This is a genomic window from Janthinobacterium sp. CG3 (genome assembly GCF_000344615.1).
Taxonomy (GTDB): Bacteria; Pseudomonadota; Gammaproteobacteria; order Burkholderiales; family Burkholderiaceae_D; genus Janthinobacterium.
The window spans coordinates 1,955,316-1,974,381 of the sequence record NZ_KB467824.1 but is presented as its reverse complement, the minus strand read 5'-3'; the positions used below and the strand labels follow the sequence as shown (position 1 = coordinate 1,974,381).

The 19,066-nt window shown below is 65.1% G+C and carries 18 protein-coding genes, 2 tRNA genes and 1 pseudogene; 16 read left to right on the top strand and 5 right to left on the bottom strand.

Annotated elements, in window-relative coordinates; all coding sequences use genetic code 11:
* Nucleotides 1-111: 111 nt before the first annotated feature.
* Nucleotides 112-258, bottom strand: a pseudogene (locus JANGC3_RS28855) (cyanase); the annotation flags it as partial.
* Between the two features lie 41 nt (nucleotides 259-299).
* On the opposite strand from JANGC3_RS28855, the gene JANGC3_RS32500 reads away from it, so the two are divergent.
* The 7 genes from JANGC3_RS32500 (at nucleotide 300) to JANGC3_RS0108475 (ending at nucleotide 5,056) form a co-directional block, all read left to right on the top strand.
* Nucleotides 300-452 (top strand): hypothetical protein, encoded by a 153-nt coding sequence (locus JANGC3_RS32500; RefSeq protein WP_017876064.1) that lies wholly within the window; start codon nucleotides 300-302, stop codon nucleotides 450-452.
* An 80-nt stretch (nucleotides 453-532) separates the two neighbouring features.
* Nucleotides 533-609, top strand: a tRNA-Arg gene (locus JANGC3_RS0108500).
* A gap of 171 nt (nucleotides 610-780) precedes the next feature.
* Nucleotides 781-1,173 (top strand): hypothetical protein, encoded by a 393-nt coding sequence (locus JANGC3_RS0108495; RefSeq protein WP_017876063.1) that lies wholly within the window; start codon nucleotides 781-783, stop codon nucleotides 1,171-1,173.
* 17 nt (nucleotides 1,174-1,190) lie between these two features.
* A complete protein-coding gene (locus JANGC3_RS0108490; RefSeq protein ID WP_157406531.1) occupies nucleotides 1,191-2,381 on the top strand; it encodes a hypothetical protein in 1,191 nt (396 codons plus the stop codon).
* A 77-nt stretch (nucleotides 2,382-2,458) separates the two neighbouring features.
* Nucleotides 2,459-3,577 (top strand): hypothetical protein, encoded by a 1,119-nt coding sequence (locus tag JANGC3_RS0108485; protein ID WP_017876061.1) that lies wholly within the window; start codon nucleotides 2,459-2,461, stop codon nucleotides 3,575-3,577.
* Between the two features lie 173 nt (nucleotides 3,578-3,750).
* Nucleotides 3,751-3,827: transfer RNA gene (locus JANGC3_RS0108480), tRNA-Arg, on the top strand.
* 83 nt (nucleotides 3,828-3,910) lie between these two features.
* Nucleotides 3,911-5,056: an alpha-hydroxy acid oxidase gene (locus tag JANGC3_RS0108475; RefSeq protein ID WP_026132731.1), complete on the top strand. Its 1,146-nt coding sequence runs from the start codon at nucleotides 3,911-3,913 to the stop codon at nucleotides 5,054-5,056.
* Here JANGC3_RS0108475 and JANGC3_RS0108470 read toward each other — a convergent pair.
* Nucleotides 5,053-6,009 carry a D-2-hydroxyacid dehydrogenase gene (locus JANGC3_RS0108470; protein ID WP_017876059.1) on the bottom strand — a complete coding sequence of 319 codons (957 nt, stop codon included), beginning with the start codon at nucleotides 6,007-6,009 and terminating at the stop codon, nucleotides 5,053-5,055. The two genes, JANGC3_RS0108475 and JANGC3_RS0108470, sit on opposite strands and share 4 nt — an antisense overlap.
* Nucleotides 6,009-6,971: a LysR family transcriptional regulator gene (locus JANGC3_RS0108465; RefSeq protein ID WP_017876058.1), complete on the bottom strand. Its 963-nt coding sequence runs from the start codon at nucleotides 6,969-6,971 to the stop codon at nucleotides 6,009-6,011. The genes JANGC3_RS0108470 and JANGC3_RS0108465 overlap by 1 nt, the downstream gene beginning before the upstream one ends.
* A gap of 200 nt (nucleotides 6,972-7,171) precedes the next feature.
* Here JANGC3_RS0108465 and JANGC3_RS31395 point away from each other — a divergent pair, with 200 nt between their 5' ends.
* The 6 genes from JANGC3_RS31395 to JANGC3_RS0108435 all read left to right on the top strand — a co-directional run bounded on the left by JANGC3_RS31395 (nucleotide 7,172) and on the right by JANGC3_RS0108435 (nucleotide 15,729).
* Nucleotides 7,172-7,333, top strand: coding sequence for a hypothetical protein (locus JANGC3_RS31395; RefSeq protein WP_232429678.1), 162 nt, complete (start codon nucleotides 7,172-7,174; stop codon nucleotides 7,331-7,333).
* Nucleotides 7,330-8,172, top strand: a complete 843-nt coding sequence (locus tag JANGC3_RS0108455; protein WP_017876056.1) for an alpha/beta hydrolase — start codon at nucleotides 7,330-7,332, stop codon at nucleotides 8,170-8,172. Before JANGC3_RS31395 ends, JANGC3_RS0108455 begins: the two co-directional genes overlap by 4 nt.
* Before the next feature lie 190 nt (nucleotides 8,173-8,362).
* Nucleotides 8,363-9,625 (top strand): efflux RND transporter periplasmic adaptor subunit, encoded by a 1,263-nt coding sequence (locus JANGC3_RS0108450; RefSeq protein WP_017876055.1) that lies wholly within the window; start codon nucleotides 8,363-8,365, stop codon nucleotides 9,623-9,625.
* Nucleotides 9,626-9,628: 3 nt separating this feature from the next.
* Nucleotides 9,629-12,814 carry an efflux RND transporter permease subunit gene (locus JANGC3_RS0108445; RefSeq protein WP_017876054.1) on the top strand — a complete coding sequence of 1,062 codons (3,186 nt, stop codon included), beginning with the start codon at nucleotides 9,629-9,631 and terminating at the stop codon, nucleotides 12,812-12,814.
* 11 nt (nucleotides 12,815-12,825) lie between these two features.
* Nucleotides 12,826-14,295, top strand: coding sequence for an efflux transporter outer membrane subunit (locus JANGC3_RS0108440; protein ID WP_017876053.1), 1,470 nt, complete (start codon nucleotides 12,826-12,828; stop codon nucleotides 14,293-14,295).
* A 147-nt stretch (nucleotides 14,296-14,442) separates the two neighbouring features.
* Entirely contained in the window at nucleotides 14,443-15,729 is a 1,287-nt protein-coding gene (locus tag JANGC3_RS0108435) for an FAD-dependent oxidoreductase (RefSeq protein ID WP_017876052.1), read from the top strand.
* A gap of 55 nt (nucleotides 15,730-15,784) precedes the next feature.
* Here JANGC3_RS0108435 and JANGC3_RS0108430 read toward each other — a convergent pair whose 3' ends face one another.
* Nucleotides 15,785-16,558 carry a ferredoxin--NADP reductase gene (locus tag JANGC3_RS0108430; RefSeq protein WP_026132728.1) on the bottom strand — a complete coding sequence of 258 codons (774 nt, stop codon included), beginning with the start codon at nucleotides 16,556-16,558 and terminating at the stop codon, nucleotides 15,785-15,787.
* Nucleotides 16,559-16,845: 287 nt separating this feature from the next.
* Between JANGC3_RS0108430 and JANGC3_RS0108425 the strand changes: the two genes are divergently transcribed.
* Genes JANGC3_RS0108425 through JANGC3_RS0108415 form a run of 3 tightly spaced genes read left to right on the top strand, consistent with a single transcriptional unit; the run spans nucleotide 16,846 to nucleotide 18,149 of the window.
* Complete coding sequence (locus JANGC3_RS0108425; protein WP_017876050.1) at nucleotides 16,846-17,334, top strand: DUF6328 family protein; 489 nt, start codon at nucleotides 16,846-16,848, stop codon at nucleotides 17,332-17,334.
* Nucleotides 17,335-17,347: 13 nt separating this feature from the next.
* Entirely contained in the window at nucleotides 17,348-17,617 is a 270-nt protein-coding gene (locus JANGC3_RS28850) for a cupin domain-containing protein (protein WP_017876049.1), read from the top strand.
* A gap of 1 nt (nucleotide 17,618) precedes the next feature.
* Nucleotides 17,619-18,149, top strand: a complete 531-nt coding sequence (locus JANGC3_RS0108415; RefSeq protein ID WP_026132727.1) for a GNAT family N-acetyltransferase — start codon at nucleotides 17,619-17,621, stop codon at nucleotides 18,147-18,149.
* Here JANGC3_RS0108415 and JANGC3_RS0108410 read toward each other — a convergent pair whose 3' ends face one another.
* Nucleotides 18,150-19,049, bottom strand: a complete 900-nt coding sequence (locus JANGC3_RS0108410) for a fatty acid desaturase family protein (RefSeq protein WP_017876047.1) — start codon at nucleotides 19,047-19,049, stop codon at nucleotides 18,150-18,152.
* Between the last annotated feature and the right edge of the window lie 17 nt (nucleotides 19,050-19,066).

Here is a 19,066-nt window from a genome sequence, read left to right as displayed (position 1 = left end):
CACCGTCGGCCTGAGATAAATCAACTGTGGTCGAAATAAATGCCTGGACGACGGGGAAAAAGGGCTGCGCCGCAACAATGCGGTGCGGCCCCGGCGCGTATTGCGCGCGCTTTACATCGAGAAGGGTTGGGCCGGCAGGTACTTGCCGTCGAAGGCGGCGGCGGCGCGCAGGCCGCCGTCCGGGTCCACGACCTTCCGCATGTCGAGCTTGAAGTTGATGGCGCTGATGATGCCATCGCCGAACTGCTCGTGCACCAAGGTGACGCCGCTCAGGCGTACGCCGCCTCGGGTTTCGACTGGTGCCACTGGAGCCGGCGCCGGCGCCGCGCGTGGTGGCGCTGCTCACGCGCAAGGGCGCCTACCAGGGCGCGGCCGCGCAAGCCTTCGCCGCGCTGGCCGCCAGCTTGGCCGAGGAAGGCGCCCGCGCGGCGCTGCTGGCGCACCCGACCTGAGCCAAGGAACGCGGGCCGGGCGGGAAATGCGCCCGGCGCCCTTGGCCATTCGCCAATCCCCTGCTATAATCCGGCCTTTCGCGGCTGTAGCTCAGTTGGATAGAGTACTTGGCTACGAACCAAGGGGTCGTGGGTTCAATTCCTGCCAGCCGCACCAGAATATCGGGGACTAGATTGCAAAATCTAGTCCCTTTTTCTATTTCCCCGCCGGCGTAGGCGCCATCCTCACATTTTCCACCCCGGCAGCATGGCGCGGTGCAAACAGAAATTGAATATTGCTGTGATTTGTGCAAACATGAATAATTAACCATTCATGTGAGGGCGCGGCATGTCGAGCGAACAATTGACGTATGAATTAACAAACGCGCAAGTTCCTTTCAGCGCCATTCAGCTGGAGCTGGAGCAAGCCTATTCGAGCTTGAAGGAACCTGCCAGCGATGCGGCGCAACGGGCCGTCGAAGCGGGTATCGATACGGCCGCGCTGCCCGGAACCTTTGGCCAAGTTCTTAGTGTCAAGAAATCCGCCGCGGGGGTCGACAGCTCCCTGGTCGAACTCATTATTGCCGTGAGCGGCTCGGGCCTGGCGGCGACGGTGGCGACCGATCTGTGGAAGAAAGTGTTGCTGCCGATCTTGGTCGCCAAGTTTGGCGTCGACGCGATTGTTGCCAAGGCCAAGCCGAAAAAAGAGTCGCCTGAACAGGCCGACGGCGATTCCGACTGAGCGGGAGGGCGACGGTCGTGAGCTCGCACCTTGCCTGGCCTCATTTTGCCGCGCTGATGGCGCGGTTCAAATGGATAGAGACGGAACTTGCCCAGGGAAACGCGCTTGCCTCGCTGTATCTTGATCCAGCGGCGCGCGCTATTCTGAAAGGCGTGGAGCGCAGCATTGACGCCTCCACGGTCGCCTCCTGCGTTGGCGTGCCGGCGTTGGATGAGTTCCTGGCGAAAATCCATACCGTTTTCAGCGCCAATCACGCCATTGCCGGCCTTTCCGCGACGAATCAAGGTCTTGTGCAGTCTGTTGGGAAAAATTTTCTGTCGCAACCATGCGCGCATTGCCACGCCTCCATAAAATGCAGCGCCGCGGACGCCGCGCGCATGGCCAATTCGCGCAATATTGAACACGCCGGCACCTGCTTCGTCTTGCTGAGGGAGTTGTTCGACTTTGTCGTTGGCTTTTGCAGGCAACTTTGTGCGCGCTACGCGAGCAATAATTGCACTTGGCTGCTGGAGCTGAGCACCGCCCACCTGAACGTGCGCAACAGCGCGCTCGATCTGGCGGTCACGGGCAGGACCCGGGAAGCGCCCGGGCGCACGGTGCGCGCCATCGAGCTCCACTTCTACGTGCCGGACGTGGTGCTGGCGGACTATTACGCCTGCTTGTATATCCTGTTTCACGAGTGTTTCGTGCATGGCTGCTGCGGGCTCAGTCTCGATTCGAGCGAAGCCGGTTATTCGGATATGTTCCATGAGGGCTGGATGGACTGGGTGGGCTTGCAATTGCTTGAGCAACAACTTGGCGAAGCGCTCCAGCGGCACGGTGGCCGTCTGCGGGGCTTGGCAAAGGAGTTTGTCAACGCGGGACGCCGTGCGCAATGGCGGCGCAACGACTTCGCCAGGCCCAGCCACAGTGCCGCCGCGGAATATGCCAGCGGCGCGGCGGCGGCCTTGGACTTTTGGCATTTCTGTGGCGTCACGCTTGAGGACGCCGCCAGCGCGTGGGACGTTCTGTTCCGTTTTTCCGTAGGATTGAACTTGTCGCAGAGGTCAGACGAGGATCGCGCCTTGATGGTCGATAAAGTGCGGGAACACTTGAGCGGCTCGGCGGCTGCCTCGACCTTCATCGGGGGTAAGCTTAGCCAAGGCATCCAGCAGTTCGCCTTGGACGGCCAGGTCGGAGCCCTGTTGAGCGTGATACACTCGCTTTAATTATTCACTTGAATAATGAATACGGACTCCTATACTGATCGCAGGGCGTTCGCTCCAGTGCTTGATGAGGCAGAAAAATGTTGAAAACGAACACGATTCTCGCAGCAATGGTTAGGCTGGAGCACTTTACCGTCGCCAGCCTGGCCGCCGCCACCGATGAAAAACCTGCAACGGTACGCACGGTGTTGAATCGAAACATCGATTGTGTCGTTAAGAAAAAGTTGCTCTCCGAGCCGCGACGGCGCGGCGGCCAGGTGGATACCTATACGCTGTCGGATGCGGGCAGAAGCAAGATTAAGGCCGGGCTTCAGCAAATTTTTGCTTCGCTGACGGACGATTGGCGGGAAACCACGCGGCAACAGGGCTGGGTGTCGCCCTTGAGCGCGGTGCCGCTTTCCCTGTCCACGGCTGAAGAGGCGCTTAATGCCGTGGAACAAAACCGTGATCAGGATCAGAAAGTCCGGTTTTTCCTCAAACGGGTAAGCAGCAATCTCGGCTTGCTACAGCGGGACTTGAGCGATGGCTCGCTGCGGATGGATGAGGATGTCGCGCGCCGCGTCCAGCACGTTGAAGAACGATATCAACGCTGGTGCACGGACTTGGACATGCGGGCGGACAAGGTGACGGTGGCCGATTTTCCGGTGGCGCACGGCCGTCCGGCGCGTTCGTCCACGCCGGTGGCGGATCAGCCGACCGTCGCTTCCTCCGTGGTCAAGCGCGTCGCGGGGCTACGCCATGTGTTCGAGGAAGTATCCAAATCGCTGCGCCAGCTGCGCCTGAATGTCAACCGCGAACCCGGCGAAGTGTGCCTGTTGATCGGCCCGGCGATGGACGATGAAAACTCGAAGTCCTTGGCCGCCTTCATTCATGGCGGCTTCAATATTCTGCTGAGCCAAAAGGGCAGCGTCAAACGGATCGACACGGCCTGGTTTGGCGAGGCCGGGTACGACGTTGCGGACGCCGCCGACTATCTGTTGGTGACGGTCGATTCGGGTGGGCAGAAGAAGGCGCTGGACGAGGCGATTGCGCGCATTCACAGCGTTGCGGAAGCGGGGATGCGGGTGATTGTGCTCGACGAGTCGTCGCAGGCCAGCCGGCGCTTCGAGCGCGCCGGAATCGGCTCCTGGCAATACCTTCCCGAGGCTGGAAGGGCCGATATGGGCGGCCTGCTCAAACTATTGGCGCGCTCCGCTTAAACGTGCCGCAGCGCCGCCCGGTCGACGGCGACAGGCGTTAGCGCGTTGCGACGGTCGCGCCGTGAAATTATCCGATTTACCCGTCGATTCCATCGGCCGGTCTGGAACCGGGGCTGACGCGCGACCGTCCGCCCTTGGCCGTTCGCCAAACCCCTGCTATAATCTTGCCTTTCGCGGCTGTAGCTCAGTTGGATAGAGTACTTGGCTACGAACCAAGGGGTCGTGGGTTCAATTCCTGCCAGCCGCACCAGAATATCGGGGACTAGATTGCAAAATCTAGTCCCCTTTTTCTAGTGGGCCCTGCGTGGGGCACTAGCGAACCCGGGAGCGCGCATGACGATTATTACCTGCATTGAAGACTTGCGCGTGTTGGCGCAGAAGCGCGTGCCGCGCATGTTTTACGATTACGCCGACGCCGGTTCGTGGACGGAGTCGACCTACCGCGCCAACAGCGGCGACTTCGCGCAGATCAAATTCCGCCAGCGGGTTGCCGTCAACCTGGAAAACCGCAGCCTGGCGTCGACGATGGTGGGGCAGCCGGTGGCGATGCCGGTGGCGCTGGCGCCGACCGGCCTGACCGGCATGCAGCACGCCGACGGCGAAATCCTGGCGGCGCGCGCGGCCGAGCGCTTCGGCGTGCCGTTCACGCTGTCGACGATGAGTATCTGCTCGATCGAGGACGTGGCCGCGCACACCAGCAAGCCGTTCTGGTTCCAGTTGTACGTGATGAAGGACCGTGCGTACATCAACCGCCTGATCGACCGCGCCAAGGCGGCCGGCTGCTCGGCGCTGGTGCTGACGCTCGACTTGCAGGTGCTGGGGCAGCGCCACAAGGATTTGCGCAACGGCCTGTCAGCGCCGCCCAAGCTAACCCTCGCCAACCTGCTCAACATGGCCAGCAAGCCGCGCTGGTGCAAGGGCATGCTGGGCACCAAGCGCCGCGGCTTCGGCAACATCGTCGGCCACGCGACGTCGGTAACGGACATGTCGTCGTTGTCGGCCTGGACCCAGCAGCAGTTCGACCTGAGCCTGTCGTGGCGCGACGTCGAGTGGATCAAGCAGCGCTGGGGCGGCAAGTTGATCATCAAAGGCATCATGGACGCCGAGGACGCGCGCCTGGCCGCCGCCAGCGGCGCCGACGCGCTGATCGTCTCGAACCACGGCGGCCGCCAGCTCGACGGCGCGCAATCGTCGATCGGCGCGCTGCCGGCCATCGTCGACGCCGTCGGCGCACAGATCGAGGTGCACATGGACGGCGGCATCCGCTCCGGCCAGGACGTCATCAAGGCGCTGGCGCTGGGCGCCAAGGGCGTCTACATCGGCCGGCCCTTCCTGTACGGGCTAGGCGCGCTGGGCGAGGCGGGCGTCGACAAATGCCTAGCCATCATCCGCAACGAACTCGATTTGACGATGGCCTTCTGCGGCCTGCGCGACGTGCGCGACGTCGACCAGCGCATCCTACTGCCGGGGACCTTTTAGGCCACCACGTTGCGCGGACGGCCGGCGGCGAACGCCTCGACGTTGTCGATCAACTGGTCGGCCAGCGCCTGCATCGCCTGGCCGCTGGCCCAGGCGGTGTGCGGCGTCAGGATGAAGTTCGGCAGGCGCAGGTTGAGCAGCACGTTGTCGGGCGGCGGCGGCTCCTGCGCCAGCACGTCGAAGCCGGCGCCGCCGATAACGCCGTCGCTCAGCGCGGCCGCCAGCGCGGCCTCGTCGACCAGGCCGCCGCGCGCGGTGTTGATCAGCAGCGCCGTCGGCTTCATGCGCGCCAGCTCGGCCGCGCCGATGATGTGGCGGGTCTGCTCGCTCAGCGGCAGGTGCAGGCTGAGCACGTCCGACGTCGCCAGCAGCTCGTCCCATGACAGCGCCGTCACGTCCGGGTCCGTCACCGGCGAGCGGGTGTGCACGCACACTTCCATGCCGAAGGCGCGCCCCAGTGCCGCCACCGACTTGCCGAGCGCGCCGTAGCCGAGCAGGCCGAGGCGGCTGCCGTGCAGGTCGCGGATCGGATGGCCGAGCAGGCAAAAGCGCGCCGAGCGCTGCCACATGCCGGCTTCGACGTCGGCGCGGTAGTCGAGCAGCTTGCGCCGCAGCGCCAGCATCAGCGCCATGCAGTGCTCCGGCACCGAGGCCACCGCGTAGTCGCGGATGTTGCACACGACGATGCCGCGCGCGCGGCACGCCGCCAGGTCGATGATATCGGTGCCGGTGGCGGCCACGGCGATCATTTTCAGTTGCGGCAGTTGCGCCAGGTCGGCCGCGCGCAGCGGCACCTTGTTGCTGATGGCGATGCTGGCCTCGGCCAGGCGCCCGGCGGCCGCGGCGGCGCTCGTCGACGCGTACTCGCGCCATTCGTGGGCGAAGGCGGGCTGGCGCAGCGTGGCGATCAGGCTGTCGCGGTCGAGGAAGACGATGTTGTGCGGTGTGGTCATCAGATGGCTACCTGTAGAGGGGTGGAGGCTGCCGCGGCGCGCTGCGGCGCGCTCTTGAGCTGCATGCCGGGGTGGTTGGAAAACAGTTCGGCGACCCATTCGACGAACACCCGCACCTTGGCCGACAGGTGGCGGTTTTGCGGGTACACCACGTGCACCGGCAGCGGGTCCGAACTCCAGTCGGGCAGCAGGAGTTCCAGGCGGCCGTCGTCGAGGTAGGGCTGGGCGGTGAAGTTGAGCATCTGCATCACGCCCAGGCCGGCCAGGCCGGCGCTGATGTAGGCGTTCGAGTCGTTCAGCGCGATATGGCCCGCCAGCGGCTGCTGGATGCGCTCGTCGCCGCGGCTGAAGTCCCAGTCGTAGGTCTTGCCGGTCTTGGACGAGAAATAGTTCACGCAGCGGTGCCGTAGCAGGTCGCCGGGGTGCCGCGGCCGGCCGAATTTGTCCAGGTAGGCCGGCGCCGCGCAGGTGGTGAACTGGACGATGCCGACGCGCCGCGCGATCAGCGTCGAGTCGCCCAGCTGGCCGCCGCGCACCGCGCAGTCGACCCCTTCCTCGATCAGGTCGACCGGGCGGTCGCTGCAACCGAGGTCCAGCGTAATGTCGGGGTAGCGCTCGAAGAAGGCCGGCAGGGCGGGGATGATGATCTCGCCGGCGACGCCGGTGGGCGCCTCCACCCGCAGCCGCCCGCTCGGGCTCAGGCGGGTGCGCGACAGCGACTCCTCGGCTTCGCGCACGTCGGCCAGGATGCGCAGGCAGCGCTCGTAGTAGGCGGCGCCGTCGGCGGTGATGCTGACTTGGCGCGTGGTCCGGTGCAGCAGCTTGACCGCCAGCGCCGTCTCCAGCGACTGGATCAGCGTCGACACGCTGGCCTTGGGCAGTTGCATGTTCTCGGCCGCGCGCGTAAAACCGCCGGCGTCGACCACTTGCACGAACACTTCCATCGCTTGCAGTTTATTCATTGGTTTTCCCTATTGTTCGGATTCCTGAACAATCAATTCGACATTGCAGTATTTATCATATTGTAGAACAAGTTTATAGTTGTTGTACTGCAGCATAAATGCAGGGGTCGTCGGAAGTTATCGGGAGAAATGTCATGGGTCATCGGGATGGAATCTTTGCAGTCGTCGCTCTTGCGTTGAGCTCACTTGCTTTGGCCGGAATGGTGAATACCGACGTTTATTCGCAGGCGGCGCAGGCCGAGGCCAGCGGTTACGACGCGCTGGTGTCGCAGGTATCGCACGGTTCCGCGCTGCTGTGCGCCAACGAGTTGGCGCTGCCTGCCGAACTGAGCGCGGCCTCCGGCAAGGCGCTCGCGCAATGACGGCGGTGCCGTCCGACGCGCAGCTGACGATACGCGACATGGAAGTGCGCGGCGCGCAGGACGCGTTGGCGGCGCGGATCTACACGGCCGGCGCGCCCGGCGCCAAGCTCGACAGCCTGATCGTGTTTTTCCACGGCGGCGGCTTCGTCGGCGGCGACCTGGAGGACGGCGACGACTTCCTGCGCTGCCTGGTGCTGGGCAGCCCGAAGCAGATCGTGCTGGCGACCAATTACACGCTGGCCACGGTGCGCCCGTTTCCCGCCGCCGTGGAAGACGCCCACGCCGTGCTGGTGTGGGCCAAGAAGAACAAGACCAAGCTGGGCTGGACCGGCAAGCAATTGATCGTTTCCGGCATCGAGGCCGGCGCCAACCTGGCGGCCGTGTGTACGCTGATGTCGCGCGACCGCGGCGGCCCGGCGCTGGCGGGCCAAATCCTGATCATGCCGATGCTCGATCCCGGCCTGAGCAGCTGTTCGATGCGGGCCATGCCGTCCTGCCCGGACATGATCGAGGTGGCCGACGTGTGCGCCGCCGGCTACCGCGGCTACCTGCCGAACGCCGCCGACCGCACCCACCCGTACGCCTCGCCGTTGCAGTCGAGCCGTTTGAAGAACCTGCCGCCGGCACTGATCATGTCGGCCGAGGACGACCCGCTGCGCGACGAGGCGGAACAATACGGCGCCAAGCTGATTGCCTGTGGCATCAAGACCACCGTCAGCCGCATGCCGCCGGCGCCGCTGCAAGAACCGGGCGCCCGCAACGAATGCGCCTGCAAGGCGCGCGCGTTGAGCGAGATGGCCGACTTCATCGCCACGCTGGAGCCGGCCCCGGCAAGCTGAACGGGAAGGCCACCATGAGTATTTACACCAACAAGTTTACTTTATAAGGTGTAAGCACTACACTGTGTAGTGTATATTTTCGCCGCCATATACAGCACGCGGGTCTGCGCCCGCCCCGAATCACCTGTATCAAGCCAGAAGGCATTGTTCCGCCTAAATCATTATAAATTTCATAACAAAAGGGAAAAATATGAAAAACGTTCAACAATTGACGACGCTGGCACGGCCGCTCGCCGCCGCGCTGGCACTGGCGGGGCTGGCAGCCCTGGGCTTGAGCGCGTGCGATTCGGCCAATAGCAAGGCGCAGGAAGCGCCGGCGCAGGCTGGTCCGCCGATTTCGGCCGCCGCCGTGGTGGAAAAACAGATCGTCGAAACCCAGGAATTCTCGGGCCGCCTGGAAGCGGTCGAGCGCGTCGAAATCCGTTCGCGCGTCGGCGGCTTCATCACCTCCGTCAACTTCAAGCCGGGCAGCGAAGTGAAAAAGGGCGACGTCTTGTTCGTCATCGACCCGCGGCCGTTCCAGGCCGAGATGAGCCGCGCCGAAGCGGCCGCCTTGTCGGCCCGCGCCAAGGCCGACCTGGCCAAGCTGGAGCTGGTGCGCGCCGAAAAGCTGTTGGCCGAAAAAGCCATCCCGCAGCGCGAACTCGACGAGAAGGCTTCCGGCCTGAAGGAGCTCGACGCCAACGCCCGCGCCGCCCAGGCCTCGTTTGAAGCGGCCAAGCTGAACCTGAGCTTCACCCAGGTGCACGCGCCGATCAACGGCCGCGTCAGCAAGGCCGAAATCACCGTTGGCAACCTGATCGACGGCTCCGCCGTGCTGACCTCGGTGGTGTCGACCGACCGCATCTACGCCAGCTTCGACGGCGACGAAGACACCTACCTGCGCGTCGGCGCCCAGTCGCACAAGGGCGCGCCGGTCACGGTGCGGGTCGGCCTAGCCAACGAAGCGGGCTTTCCGCACGAGGGCAAGCTGGAATTCGTCGATAACCAGCTCGATCCGAAAACCGGCAGCGTGCGCATGCGCGCCACCTTCGCCAACGCCGACAACGTGCTGGTTCCCGGCCTGTTCGCCCGCGTCCAGCTGGACGCCGGCAACGGCGGCAAGGAGCAGACCCGCGCGCTGTTGATCAGCGACCGCGCCATCGGCACCGACCAGAACCGCAAGTTCGTCTTCGTCGTCGGCGCCGACAGCAAGGCCGAATACCGCCCGGTGAAACTGGGACCGACGGTGGACGGCTTGCGCGTGGTGCGCGAGGGCTTGAAGGCGGGCGAGAAAATCGTCGTCAACGGCCTGCAACGCGTGCGCCCCGGCGCCCCGGTGACGGCGCAGGTGGTGGCGATGGATTTCGATCCGGCCGCCCCGGTCGCCAAACCGGAAGCAAAACAACCGGCTAAACCAGCGGCGAAAGACGCCAAGGTCGCAGCCACGGCGGCATCGACTGTAAAGGAATAAATCATGAATTTTTCACGCTTTTTTGTCGACAAGCCGATCTTCGCGGCGGTGTTGTCGATCATCATTTTCGTGGCCGGCTTGCTGTCGATCTTCAAGCTGCCGATCTCGGAATACCCGGACGTGGTGCCGCCTTCGGTGGTGGTGCGCGCGCAGTACCCGGGCGCCAACCCGAAAGTCATCGCCGAAACCGTCGCCGCGCCGCTGGAGGAGCAAATCAACGGCGTCGAGAACATGCTCTACATGTCCTCGCAAAACACCTCCGACGGTTCGCTGGCGCTGACCGTCACCTTCAAGATCGGCACCAACGTCGAGCAGGCTGAAACGCAGGTGCAAAACCGCGTCCAGCGCGCCCTGCCGCGGCTGCCGGAAGAGGTGCGCCAGATCGGCGTGACCACCGTCAAAAGCTCGCCCAACCTGACCTTGGTGGTGCATTTGACCTCGCCCGACAACCGTTACGACGACCTGTACCTGCGTAACTACGCGGTGCTGAACGTCAAAGACCAGCTGGCCCGCATTCCGGGCATGGGCGAAGTCAATATGTTCGGTTCCGGCGACTACGCCATGCGCGTCTGGCTCGATCCGCAAAAAGTGGCGGGCCGCGGCCTGACCGCCGGCGACGTCGTCGGCGCCATCCGCGAGCAGAACGTGCAAGTGGCCGCCGGGGTGATCGGCCAGTCGCCGGCCAAGGACAGCCAGTTCCAGTTGACCGTCAACACCCAGGGCCGTTTGCAATCGGTCGAGGAGTTCGGCGAGATCATTGTGCGCACCAACGCCGACGGCGCCCTGACGCGCCTGAAGGACGTCGCGCGCATCGAGATGGGATCGAACTCCTATTCGCTGCGTTCGCTGCTGAATAATAAATCGGCGGTCGGTATCGGTATTTTCGAGGCGCCCAACGCCAACGCGCTGCAACTGTCGACCGACGTGCGCGCCAAAATGGACGAGCTGAAAAAGGATTTCCCGCAGGGCCTGGACTACAGCGTCGTCTACGATCCTACCCAGTTCGTCAGCGAATCGATCAGCGCCGTCATCCACACCCTGTTGGAAGCGGTGGCCCTGGTGGTGCTGGTGGTGATCATCTTCCTGCAAACCTGGCGCGCCTCGATCATCCCGCTGCTGGCGGTGCCGGTGTCGATCATCGGCACCTTCGCGGTCATGCTGGGTTTCGGCTTCTCGATCAACACCTTGTCGCTGTTCGGGCTGGTGCTGGCGATCGGTATCGTCGTCGATGACGCCATTGTCGTGGTGGAAAACGTCGAGCGCAATATCTCGATGGGCAAGAGCCCGCGCGACGCCACCATCCAGGCGATGAAGGAAGTCAGCGGCCCGATTATCGCCATCGCCCTGGTGCTGTGCGCCGTGTTCGTGCCGATCGCCTTCGTCTCCGGCCTGTCCGGCCAGTTCTACCGCCAGTTCGCGCTGACCATCGCCATCTCGACCGTGATTTCGGCGTTCAGCTCGCTGACGCTGGCCCCGGCCCTGGCCGCCGCGCTGCTGAAGCCGCACGACGCGCCGAAAGACGCGCTGACGCGCCTGATGGACAAGCTGTTCGGCCGCTTCTTCGCCTGGTTCAACCGCTTCTTCGGCCGCACCTCGGCCAAGTATGAAAGCGGCGTCAAGGGCGTGCTGCGCCGCAAAGGCGCCTCGGTCGCGGTGTACGCCATGCTGGCGGTCGCCGCCGCGTTCATGTTCAAGGTGGTGCCGAACGGTTTCGTGCCTGGCCAGGACAAGCAATACCTGGTCGGCTTCGCGCAACTGCCCGACGCCGCCTCGCTGGAGCGCACCGACGCCGTGATCCGCCGCATGTCCGACATCGCCATGAAAGTCCCCGGCGTGGAATCGTCGGTGGCCTTCCCCGGCCTGTCGATCAATGGTTTCACCAACGCGCCGAACGCCGGTATCGTCTTCACGGCGCTGAAACCGTTCAGCGAGCGCACTTCGAAGGAGCAGTCCGGCCAGGCCATCGCGGCCGAAATCAACAAGCAAATGGGCGCGGTGCAGGACGCCTTCATCATGGTCTTCCCGCCGCCGCCGGTGAACGGGCTGGGCACCATCGGCGGCTTCAAGATGATGATCGAAGACCGCGGCAACGTCGGCTACGACGAGTTGTACAAGGCGACCCAGGCGATGCAGATGAAGGCATGGCAAAATCCGAAGCTGGCCGGCGTGTTCTCCAGCTTCCAGATCAACGTGCCGCAGCTGTTCGCCGACGTCGACCGCGCCAAGGCCAAGCAGCTGGGCGTGCCGCTGACGAGCATTTACCAGACCTTGCAGATCAACCTCGGTTCGATGTACGTGAACGACTTCAACCAGTTTGGCCGCACCTACCAAGTGCGGGTGCAGGCCGACGCGCCGTTCCGTTCGCAGGCCGAAGCCATCGCGCAACTGAAGGTACGCAACGGCCAGGGCGAGATGATTCCGCTGTCGTCGCTGATGCGTGTTAAAGACAGCTACGGTCCCGACCGCGTGCAGCGCTACAACGCCTACGTGTCGGCCGACATGAACGGCGCGCCGGCCCCCGGCGTGTCGTCCGGCGAAGCGCAGGCCGAGCTGGAGAAGATCGCCCGCGAAGTGCTGCCGAAGGGCATCACCTACGAGTGGACCGACCTGACCTACCAGGACATCCTGTCCGGTAACACGATGATTTACGTGTTCCCGCTGTGCGTGTTGCTGGTGTTCCTGGTGCTGGCCGCCCAGTATGAAAGCTGGACCCTGCCGCTGGCCGTCATCTTGATCGTGCCGATGTCGATCCTGTGCGCGCTGATCGGCGTCAAGCTGACCGGCGGCGACAACAACGTCTTCACGCAGATCGCGCTGTTCGTGCTGGTCGGGTTGGCGTCGAAAAACGCGATTCTGATCGTCGAATTCGCCAGGGAACTGGAAGACCACGGCCGCACCATCGTCGAAGCGGCGCTGGAGTCTTGCCGCCTGCGTCTGCGTCCTATCCTGATGACGTCGATCGCCTTCATCATGGGTGTGGTGCCGCTGGTGTTTTCGCACGGCGCCGGTTCGGAAATGCGCCACGCGATGGGTGTGGCGGTCTTCGCCGGCATGCTGGGCGTGACCTTCTTCGGCCTGTTCCTGACACCGGTGTTCTACGTGCTGCTGCGCACGCTGGCCCAGCGCCTTGGCAAAAAAACCGACGCGGCGGTAGCAGTGGCCGCGCCAAAATTGGAAGGGACACATTAATGGGTACAGCAATGAAGACAAGCGCTATCGCCAAGCGCGTCGCGCCCCTGCTGGCAGCGCTGCTGCTGGTGGCCTGCGCCGCGCCGGAATTCAAGCAACCGCAAATGGCGCTGCCGGCCGCCTTCAAAGAGGCGCCGCAGCCGGTGCAAACGGCCGCCGACGGCAGCCGCTGGAAACAGGGCCAGCCGGCCGAACAACAGCCGCGCGGCGAATGGTGGCTGGCGTTTAACGACCCGGCGCTGAACCAGTTGATCGCCGAGGCGACCAAGGCCAACGCCAACCTGGCGGTGGCGGCGGCGCGGGTGCGCCAGGCGCGCGCCATCGCCGGCATCGCCGAAGCGGACCGCGTTCCGCAGATCGGCGCCGGCGTCGGCGCCCAGCGCAGCCGCGCCTCGGCGGTGTCGCTGGGGCTGCCGCAGGGCACCGCGGTGGCGCCGGCGACGCTTTACCAGGCCAACCTGACGGCCAGCTACGAGCTCGACCTGTTCGGCCGCGTCGCCTCGAACGTCAGCGCCTCGCGCGCCGACGCCGCCGCCGTCGAAGCGACCTTCCGCTCGGTGCTGCTGGCGCTGCAGGCCGACGTCGCGCAAACCTACTTCCGTTTGCGCGCCACCGACGCCGAGCTGGCCACGTTGGACCAGACCGTGCGCCTGCGCGAAGAGGGCGTGCACGTCAACCAGCGCCGCTACGACCTGGGCGACATCGGCGAATTCGACCTGGCCCGCGCCAAGACGGAACTGTCGACCACCCGCGCCGAAGCGATCGGCCTGCAGCGTCAGCGCGTCAACGCCGAGCACGCGCTGGCGGTCCTGCTGGGCCAGCCGGCCGCCAACTTCACGGCCGGCGTCAGCCCCTTGCTCGACAACGCGCCGATGCCGGCGATCCCGGCCGGCATGCCGTCGTCGCTGCTGGAGCGCCGTCCCGACATCGCCTCGGCGCAGCGCGCCATGATGGCGTCGAACGCCCGCATCGGCATCGCCAAGTCGGCGATGTTCCCGGCGCTGACGCTGAACGCCTCCGGCGGCGGCGCCTCCGACGTCTTCTCCGACATCTTCAAGTGGAGCACGCGTTCGTGGGTACTGGGCGCGCTGATGTCGATGCCGATCATCGACGGCGGGCGCAACAAGGCCAATATCACGCGCAGCGAAGCGCTGCTCGACGAGTCGGTGGCGAGCTATCGCCAAAGCGTGCTGGTGGCCTTTGCCGAAGTCGAAGACAACCTGGCCGGCCTGCGCATCCTGGCCGGGCAGGGCGAGCAGATCGACGACGCCGTCGTCTCGGCGCGGCGCTCGGCCGACCTGGCGCGCAAGCTGTACGCGGCCGGCCGCTCCAGCTACCTCGACCTGCTCGACGCCCAGCGCAACCTGGCCAACGTCGAACGCAGCGCGGTGCAACTGCGCGGCAGCCGCGCGGTGACCACCGTCGCGCTGATCCGCTCGCTGGGCGGCGGCTGGGACAGCGCCGCGACGGCCAGCAAGTAACAAAGTAAACGGCGGGGCATAAAAAAACGGCGGACGCGCAAGCGTTCCGCCGTTTTTTTGCTGAGACAAAGTGAGCAAGGGGACAGACCACGATTTCCGAGGGAATCTTTCTCGGAAATCGTGGTCTGTCCCCGGTATGATATGACAATGAACCCAGTCCAATCGTTTTATGACGTGATCGTTGTCGGCAGCGGCCCCGGCGGCGCGGCGGTCGCGCGCGACCTGGCGCGCCGGCAGCTGCGCGTACTGATCCTCGAACAGGGCAGCGCCGCCCCGCTGACCGGCACCCTGGGCCAGATGGCGGCGATGGCCGCCGTCCCCGGCAAAGGCGCGTTCTTCAACCAGGACGGCTCGCTTCTGGTGCGCGGCGTCGCCGCCGGCGGTAGTTCGGCGATCAATTTCGCCACCGCGATGGCGCCGCCGCTGCCGTACTTCGCCAAGTACGGCGTCGACCTGGGGCCGGCGCTGGCGGCGCTGCGGCGCGAATTGCCGATGGCGCCGCTGCCCGACGCGCTGATCGGACCGATGGCCAAGCGCATCATGCAGGGCGCCCGCGCGCTCGGCCACGACTGGCAAAAGCTCGACAAAATGATCTACCCCGACAAATGCCGCAGCGGCTGCTGGCGCTGCGTCTACGGCTGTCCGTTCGGCGCCAAATGGACCGCCAGGAATCTGCTCGACGACGCCGTCGCGGCCGGTGCCGAACTGCTGTCGGAGGCGAAGGCGCAGCGCGTGATCGTCGAGCAGGGGCGGGCGAGCGGCGTCGAATTCACGCGTCAGGGCCAAACGCGGCAAGCCCGCGCCGGCGTGGTCGTGCTGGCCGGCGGCGGCATTGGCAGCCCGCGGTTGCTGCACGCGTCCGGGCTGGCGGCCGGCTACGACCGCCATTTCAGCGATCCGGTCATCGCCGTCATGGGCAGCGTCGACGACGTCGACGGCGGCGCCGAGGTGCCGATGGCGGCCGGCATGCATCTGCACGGCGACGGCATCACGCTGGCCGACATGGCGCTGCCGCGGCCGATGTACCAGGCCTTCGCCGCGCAGGTGGGGCGCTTCGACCGCCTGTTGGCGCACCGCCGCACCTTGACGATCATGGTCAAGATCCGCGACGAACTGGGCGGGCGCATCGGGCCGCGCTGGGTGAACAAGTCGCTGCAGCCGGCCGACCGGCAAAAGCTGGCGCGCGGCGTCGAACTGGCGCGCGCGATCCTACGCCAGGCGGGCGCGAAACATCAGTTCAACAGCCTGCATTTCGCCGCGCATCCGGGCGGCAGTGTACGCATCGGCGACGGCGTGGACGCGACGTTACAGACGCCGACCGGGAATTTGTTCGTGTGCGACGCGTCGGTGATACCGGAGGCATGGGGCTTGCCGCCGACATTGACGTTGCTGTGCTTGGGGACAAGGCTGGCCGCGCACCTGGCGGACAGCTAGGGCGGCCATGCGCCGGCGCGGGGCCGCAGCCCCGCGCCGGCATGGCGCAGCTTGCTTACTTCTCGGCGAATGCCCGTTCGATGACGAAGTCGCCCGGCGTCGAGGTGTTGCCCTCTTTAAAGCCGCGCGTTTCCAGCATGTCCTTCAAGTCGCGCAGCATGTCGGAGCTGCCGCAGATCATGATGCGGTCGACCGCCGGGTCCAGCGCCGGCACGCCCAGGTCTTCGAACAGCTTGCCGCTCTCGATCAGATCGGTGACGCGGCCGGTGTTGCGGTAGGCTTCGCGGGTGACCGTCGGGTAGTAGCGCAGCTTGCTCGAAATCATGTCGCCGAGGAACTCGTGGTTCGGCAAATGCTCTACCAGCAAGTCGTGGTAGGCCAATTCTTCGACCTGGCGCACGCCGTGGACCAGGATCAGCTGGTCGAACTTGTCATAGATATCGGGGTCGCGCACGATGCTCATGAACGGCGCCAGGCCGGTGCCGGTCGACAGCATGTACAGGCGCTTGCCCGGCAGCAGGTAGTCGGCCACCAGGGTGCCGGTCGGCTTGCGGCCGACAATCACCGCGTCGCCGACCTGCAGATGCTGCAGGCGCGACGTCAACGGTCCGCCTGGCACCTTGATGCTGAAAAACTCCAGATGGTCTTCGTAGTTGGCGCTGGCGATGCTGTAGGCGCGCAGCAGCGGCTTGCCGTCGACGCGCAGGCCGATCATGGTGAAGTGACCGTTGGAGAAACGCAACGCTGGGTCGCGCGTCGTTGTGAAAGAGAACAGAGTGTCTGTCCAGTGGTGCACGCTTAATACGCGCTCTTCGTTCATCGAGCTCATGATGGTTCCATAATTCTGCTGGGCTAAAAAAGTGAGGGCACCGGCGCGCGCGCGCGAAATCTGGCAAATCGCTGTTCAACGGCCCGGCTATGGCGCCCGCTTGAAATGATGGCGCAGGCGACATTGTAGCGGAATGACAGCAATCCTGCGCCGGAACGCCGGCGGCGGCCCGTTCGCGGTGCGAATGAAGGCCTCGCTACCGGCCCGGGCGGGGGCCGCTTGAACGGACGCGACGTTCCAATAACGCGCCCGTATAATCACCACACGTCCATTTTTTGAGAAGCGCCATGCCGCATATTCAACCGTCGCCGTTGATCGACGCCGACAGCCCCGCCGACCTGAACGACGACGGCGACTTTTCCGACATGCTCAGCGAACTGCGCATCTTGCTGCCCGGCGCGCAGATGCTGACGGCGTTCCTGATCATCCTGCCGTTCAACGGCGGCTTCCGCCACATCGTACAGGCTGAAAAATACGTGTTCCTCGCAACCTTCTTCTTCGCCCTGAGCAGCCTGATATTGCTCAGCGCGCCGGCGATCCAACACCGCCTGATGCGTCCGCTCAACGACCGCGCCCGCTTCAAACGGGTGGCGACCCGGCAAATCGTCGTCGGATCGCTAACCCTGGCCTTCGCGCTGGTGCTGGGCACCAACCTGGTGATCTCCGAAGTGTTTGGCGGCGGCGTCGGCTATATCGCCACCGGGGTCATGGGCACGCTAATCCTGTGCATATGGTGGTTGCTGCCGATGCACTTGAAGCGCGCCCACAACATCTAGCCCGGCGCGCGCGATGGCGTCGCCGATCCAGATTGTCGAGGTGGCGTTTCCGGCGCAGGCGCGCGTGGCCTATGAAACCGGCGCCCGGGCCAGCCAGATCCACCAACAGGTGTGGGTGCTGGAGGGTTCCATCGACGTCAGCGTCGGCGACGAGCGACATCGCCTCGGCACCGGCGACTGCCTGGCGCTGCTGTTGGACCGGCCCGTGGCGTTCCACAATCCGACCCTGACGGGCGCCCGCTACGCCGTCGTCATCACCACCATGCCCACATCCTGGAGATAATATGCCGAACCCAGCACCACAGCATCGCATTCGCCGCCTGCAGACGGTGTCCGCGCTGGAAATACAGGCGCTGGCCGAGTTGTTGATCGATTGCGTAGAGCACGGCGCGTCGGTGAGCTTCATGCAACCCTTGTCGATGGAGCGGGCGTTGGCGTTTTGGCGCCAGGTGGCCGACGCCGTGGCCCGCGGCGAGCGCGCATTGCTGGTGGCGGACGACGCCGACGGCATCGTCGGCACGGTGCAACTGGTATTGGCGCAGCCGGAGAATCAACCGCACCGCGCCGATTTGTCGAAGATGCTGGTGCTGAGCCGCGCGCGTCGGCGCGGTCTGGGCGAGGCCTTGATGCAGGCGGCCGAGCAGGCGGCGCGCGCGTGCGGCAAGTCCTTACTGGTGCTGGACACGGCCAGCGGCGACGCCGAGCGGCTCTACGCCCGGCTCGGTTGGCGGCGCTGCGGCATGGTGCCGGGCTATGCGCTGCTGCCGAACGGCGAGCCGTGCGACACCACCTATTTCTACCGGCAACTGGGCTAATTAGGTGGTGACGTCCCTTAACACTTGCGCATAGCCGCGATACAGGTTTGCGGTCGGCAGGACGCCCTGGGCTTTCATGACCTCGTGGACTTCCTGCAAATGGTAGAAGGGCGCGCGCACGTGTTGGTGGTGTTCGATGTGGTAATGGATGGCGTGCGGGCCGAAAAAGAAGGTTTGCCAGCTCGGCCGGACCACCGACCTGGCGTTTTGGGTCTGGTCTTTTGTTTCGGGGTAGCCGGCGTGCTCGGTGATGGCGCGTACGCGCGCGAACACTTGTAGCAGCGTCAGCGCGGGCAGTATCCACAGGCCGAGGTACAGGCCAGGGTGGCCGGCGGCGGCCAGCGCGCCCAGCAAAATACCATTGCTGACGACGATCGAGGCCAGCACGAAGGCGCCGGTCGCCGGCTGTGACGGGCCTTTGGGCATGACGTCGCGGTACTTGCCGCCCATGAAGTCGCGTACGCTGAGGAAGTAGCCGATGCTGGTGAGGTCCTTGAACAGGCGCCACGCCAGTTCCTTTCTGGGCACCGGGTAGTCGGCGATGCCGAACACCACCGCGACCGGGTCGTTGCCGGCCATCGGCGCGCGGTGGTGCTGCATGTGGCCGGTGCGGTAGGAGAACATCGACAGCATCAAGGGCGCCGCCGTGAACACCTGGCCGACGAAGTCGTTCACGCGCCGGGTGCGGGTGAGCAGGCCGTGGGCGCTTTCGTGCATCAGTACGGCCAAGGCGAGCTGGGTCCGGGCGATCAGTATGGCCGCCACCAGGTAGGCGACGGGGTGGGCGAAGTAGATGGCGCCGGCGAAGCAGCAGGCTATCAAGGCCCAGTCCAGCGCCAGCGCGCCGACGGCGCGGAGCGGCTGGATTTCGCTGAGGTGGGGTGGCAGGTGGGTTTGCATGTTTTCCGGATGTTAGC

What these genes read in the sequence shown, in the direction of transcription:
- JANGC3_RS0108495 (WP_017876063.1), top strand. Translation starts at nt 781, where the DNA reads ATGTCGAGCGAACAATTGACGTATGAATTAACAAACGCGCAAGTTCCT.
- JANGC3_RS0108485 (WP_017876061.1), top strand. Translation starts at nt 2,459, where the DNA reads ATGTTGAAAACGAACACGATTCTCGCAGCAATGGTTAGGCTGGAGCAC.
- JANGC3_RS0108475 (WP_026132731.1), top strand. Translation starts at nt 3,911, where the DNA reads ATGACGATTATTACCTGCATTGAAGACTTGCGCGTGTTGGCGCAGAAG.
- JANGC3_RS0108470 (WP_017876059.1), bottom strand. Translation starts at nt 6,009, where the DNA reads ATGACCACACCGCACAACATCGTCTTCCTCGACCGCGACAGCCTGATC.
- JANGC3_RS0108465 (WP_017876058.1), bottom strand. Translation starts at nt 6,971, where the DNA reads ATGAATAAACTGCAAGCGATGGAAGTGTTCGTGCAAGTGGTCGACGCC.
- JANGC3_RS31395 (WP_232429678.1), top strand. Translation starts at nt 7,172, where the DNA reads ATGGTGAATACCGACGTTTATTCGCAGGCGGCGCAGGCCGAGGCCAGC.
- JANGC3_RS0108455 (WP_017876056.1), top strand. Translation starts at nt 7,330, where the DNA reads ATGACGGCGGTGCCGTCCGACGCGCAGCTGACGATACGCGACATGGAA.
- JANGC3_RS0108450 (WP_017876055.1), top strand. Translation starts at nt 8,363, where the DNA reads ATGAAAAACGTTCAACAATTGACGACGCTGGCACGGCCGCTCGCCGCC.
- JANGC3_RS0108445 (WP_017876054.1), top strand. Translation starts at nt 9,629, where the DNA reads ATGAATTTTTCACGCTTTTTTGTCGACAAGCCGATCTTCGCGGCGGTG.
- JANGC3_RS0108440 (WP_017876053.1), top strand. Translation starts at nt 12,826, where the DNA reads ATGAAGACAAGCGCTATCGCCAAGCGCGTCGCGCCCCTGCTGGCAGCG.
- JANGC3_RS0108435 (WP_017876052.1), top strand. Translation starts at nt 14,443, where the DNA reads ATGAACCCAGTCCAATCGTTTTATGACGTGATCGTTGTCGGCAGCGGC.
- JANGC3_RS0108430 (WP_026132728.1), bottom strand. Translation starts at nt 16,558, where the DNA reads ATGAGCTCGATGAACGAAGAGCGCGTATTAAGCGTGCACCACTGGACA.
- JANGC3_RS0108425 (WP_017876050.1), top strand. Translation starts at nt 16,846, where the DNA reads ATGCCGCATATTCAACCGTCGCCGTTGATCGACGCCGACAGCCCCGCC.
- JANGC3_RS28850 (WP_017876049.1), top strand. Translation starts at nt 17,348, where the DNA reads ATGGCGTCGCCGATCCAGATTGTCGAGGTGGCGTTTCCGGCGCAGGCG.
- JANGC3_RS0108415 (WP_026132727.1), top strand. Translation starts at nt 17,619, where the DNA reads ATGCCGAACCCAGCACCACAGCATCGCATTCGCCGCCTGCAGACGGTG.
- JANGC3_RS0108410 (WP_017876047.1), bottom strand. Translation starts at nt 19,049, where the DNA reads ATGCAAACCCACCTGCCACCCCACCTCAGCGAAATCCAGCCGCTCCGC.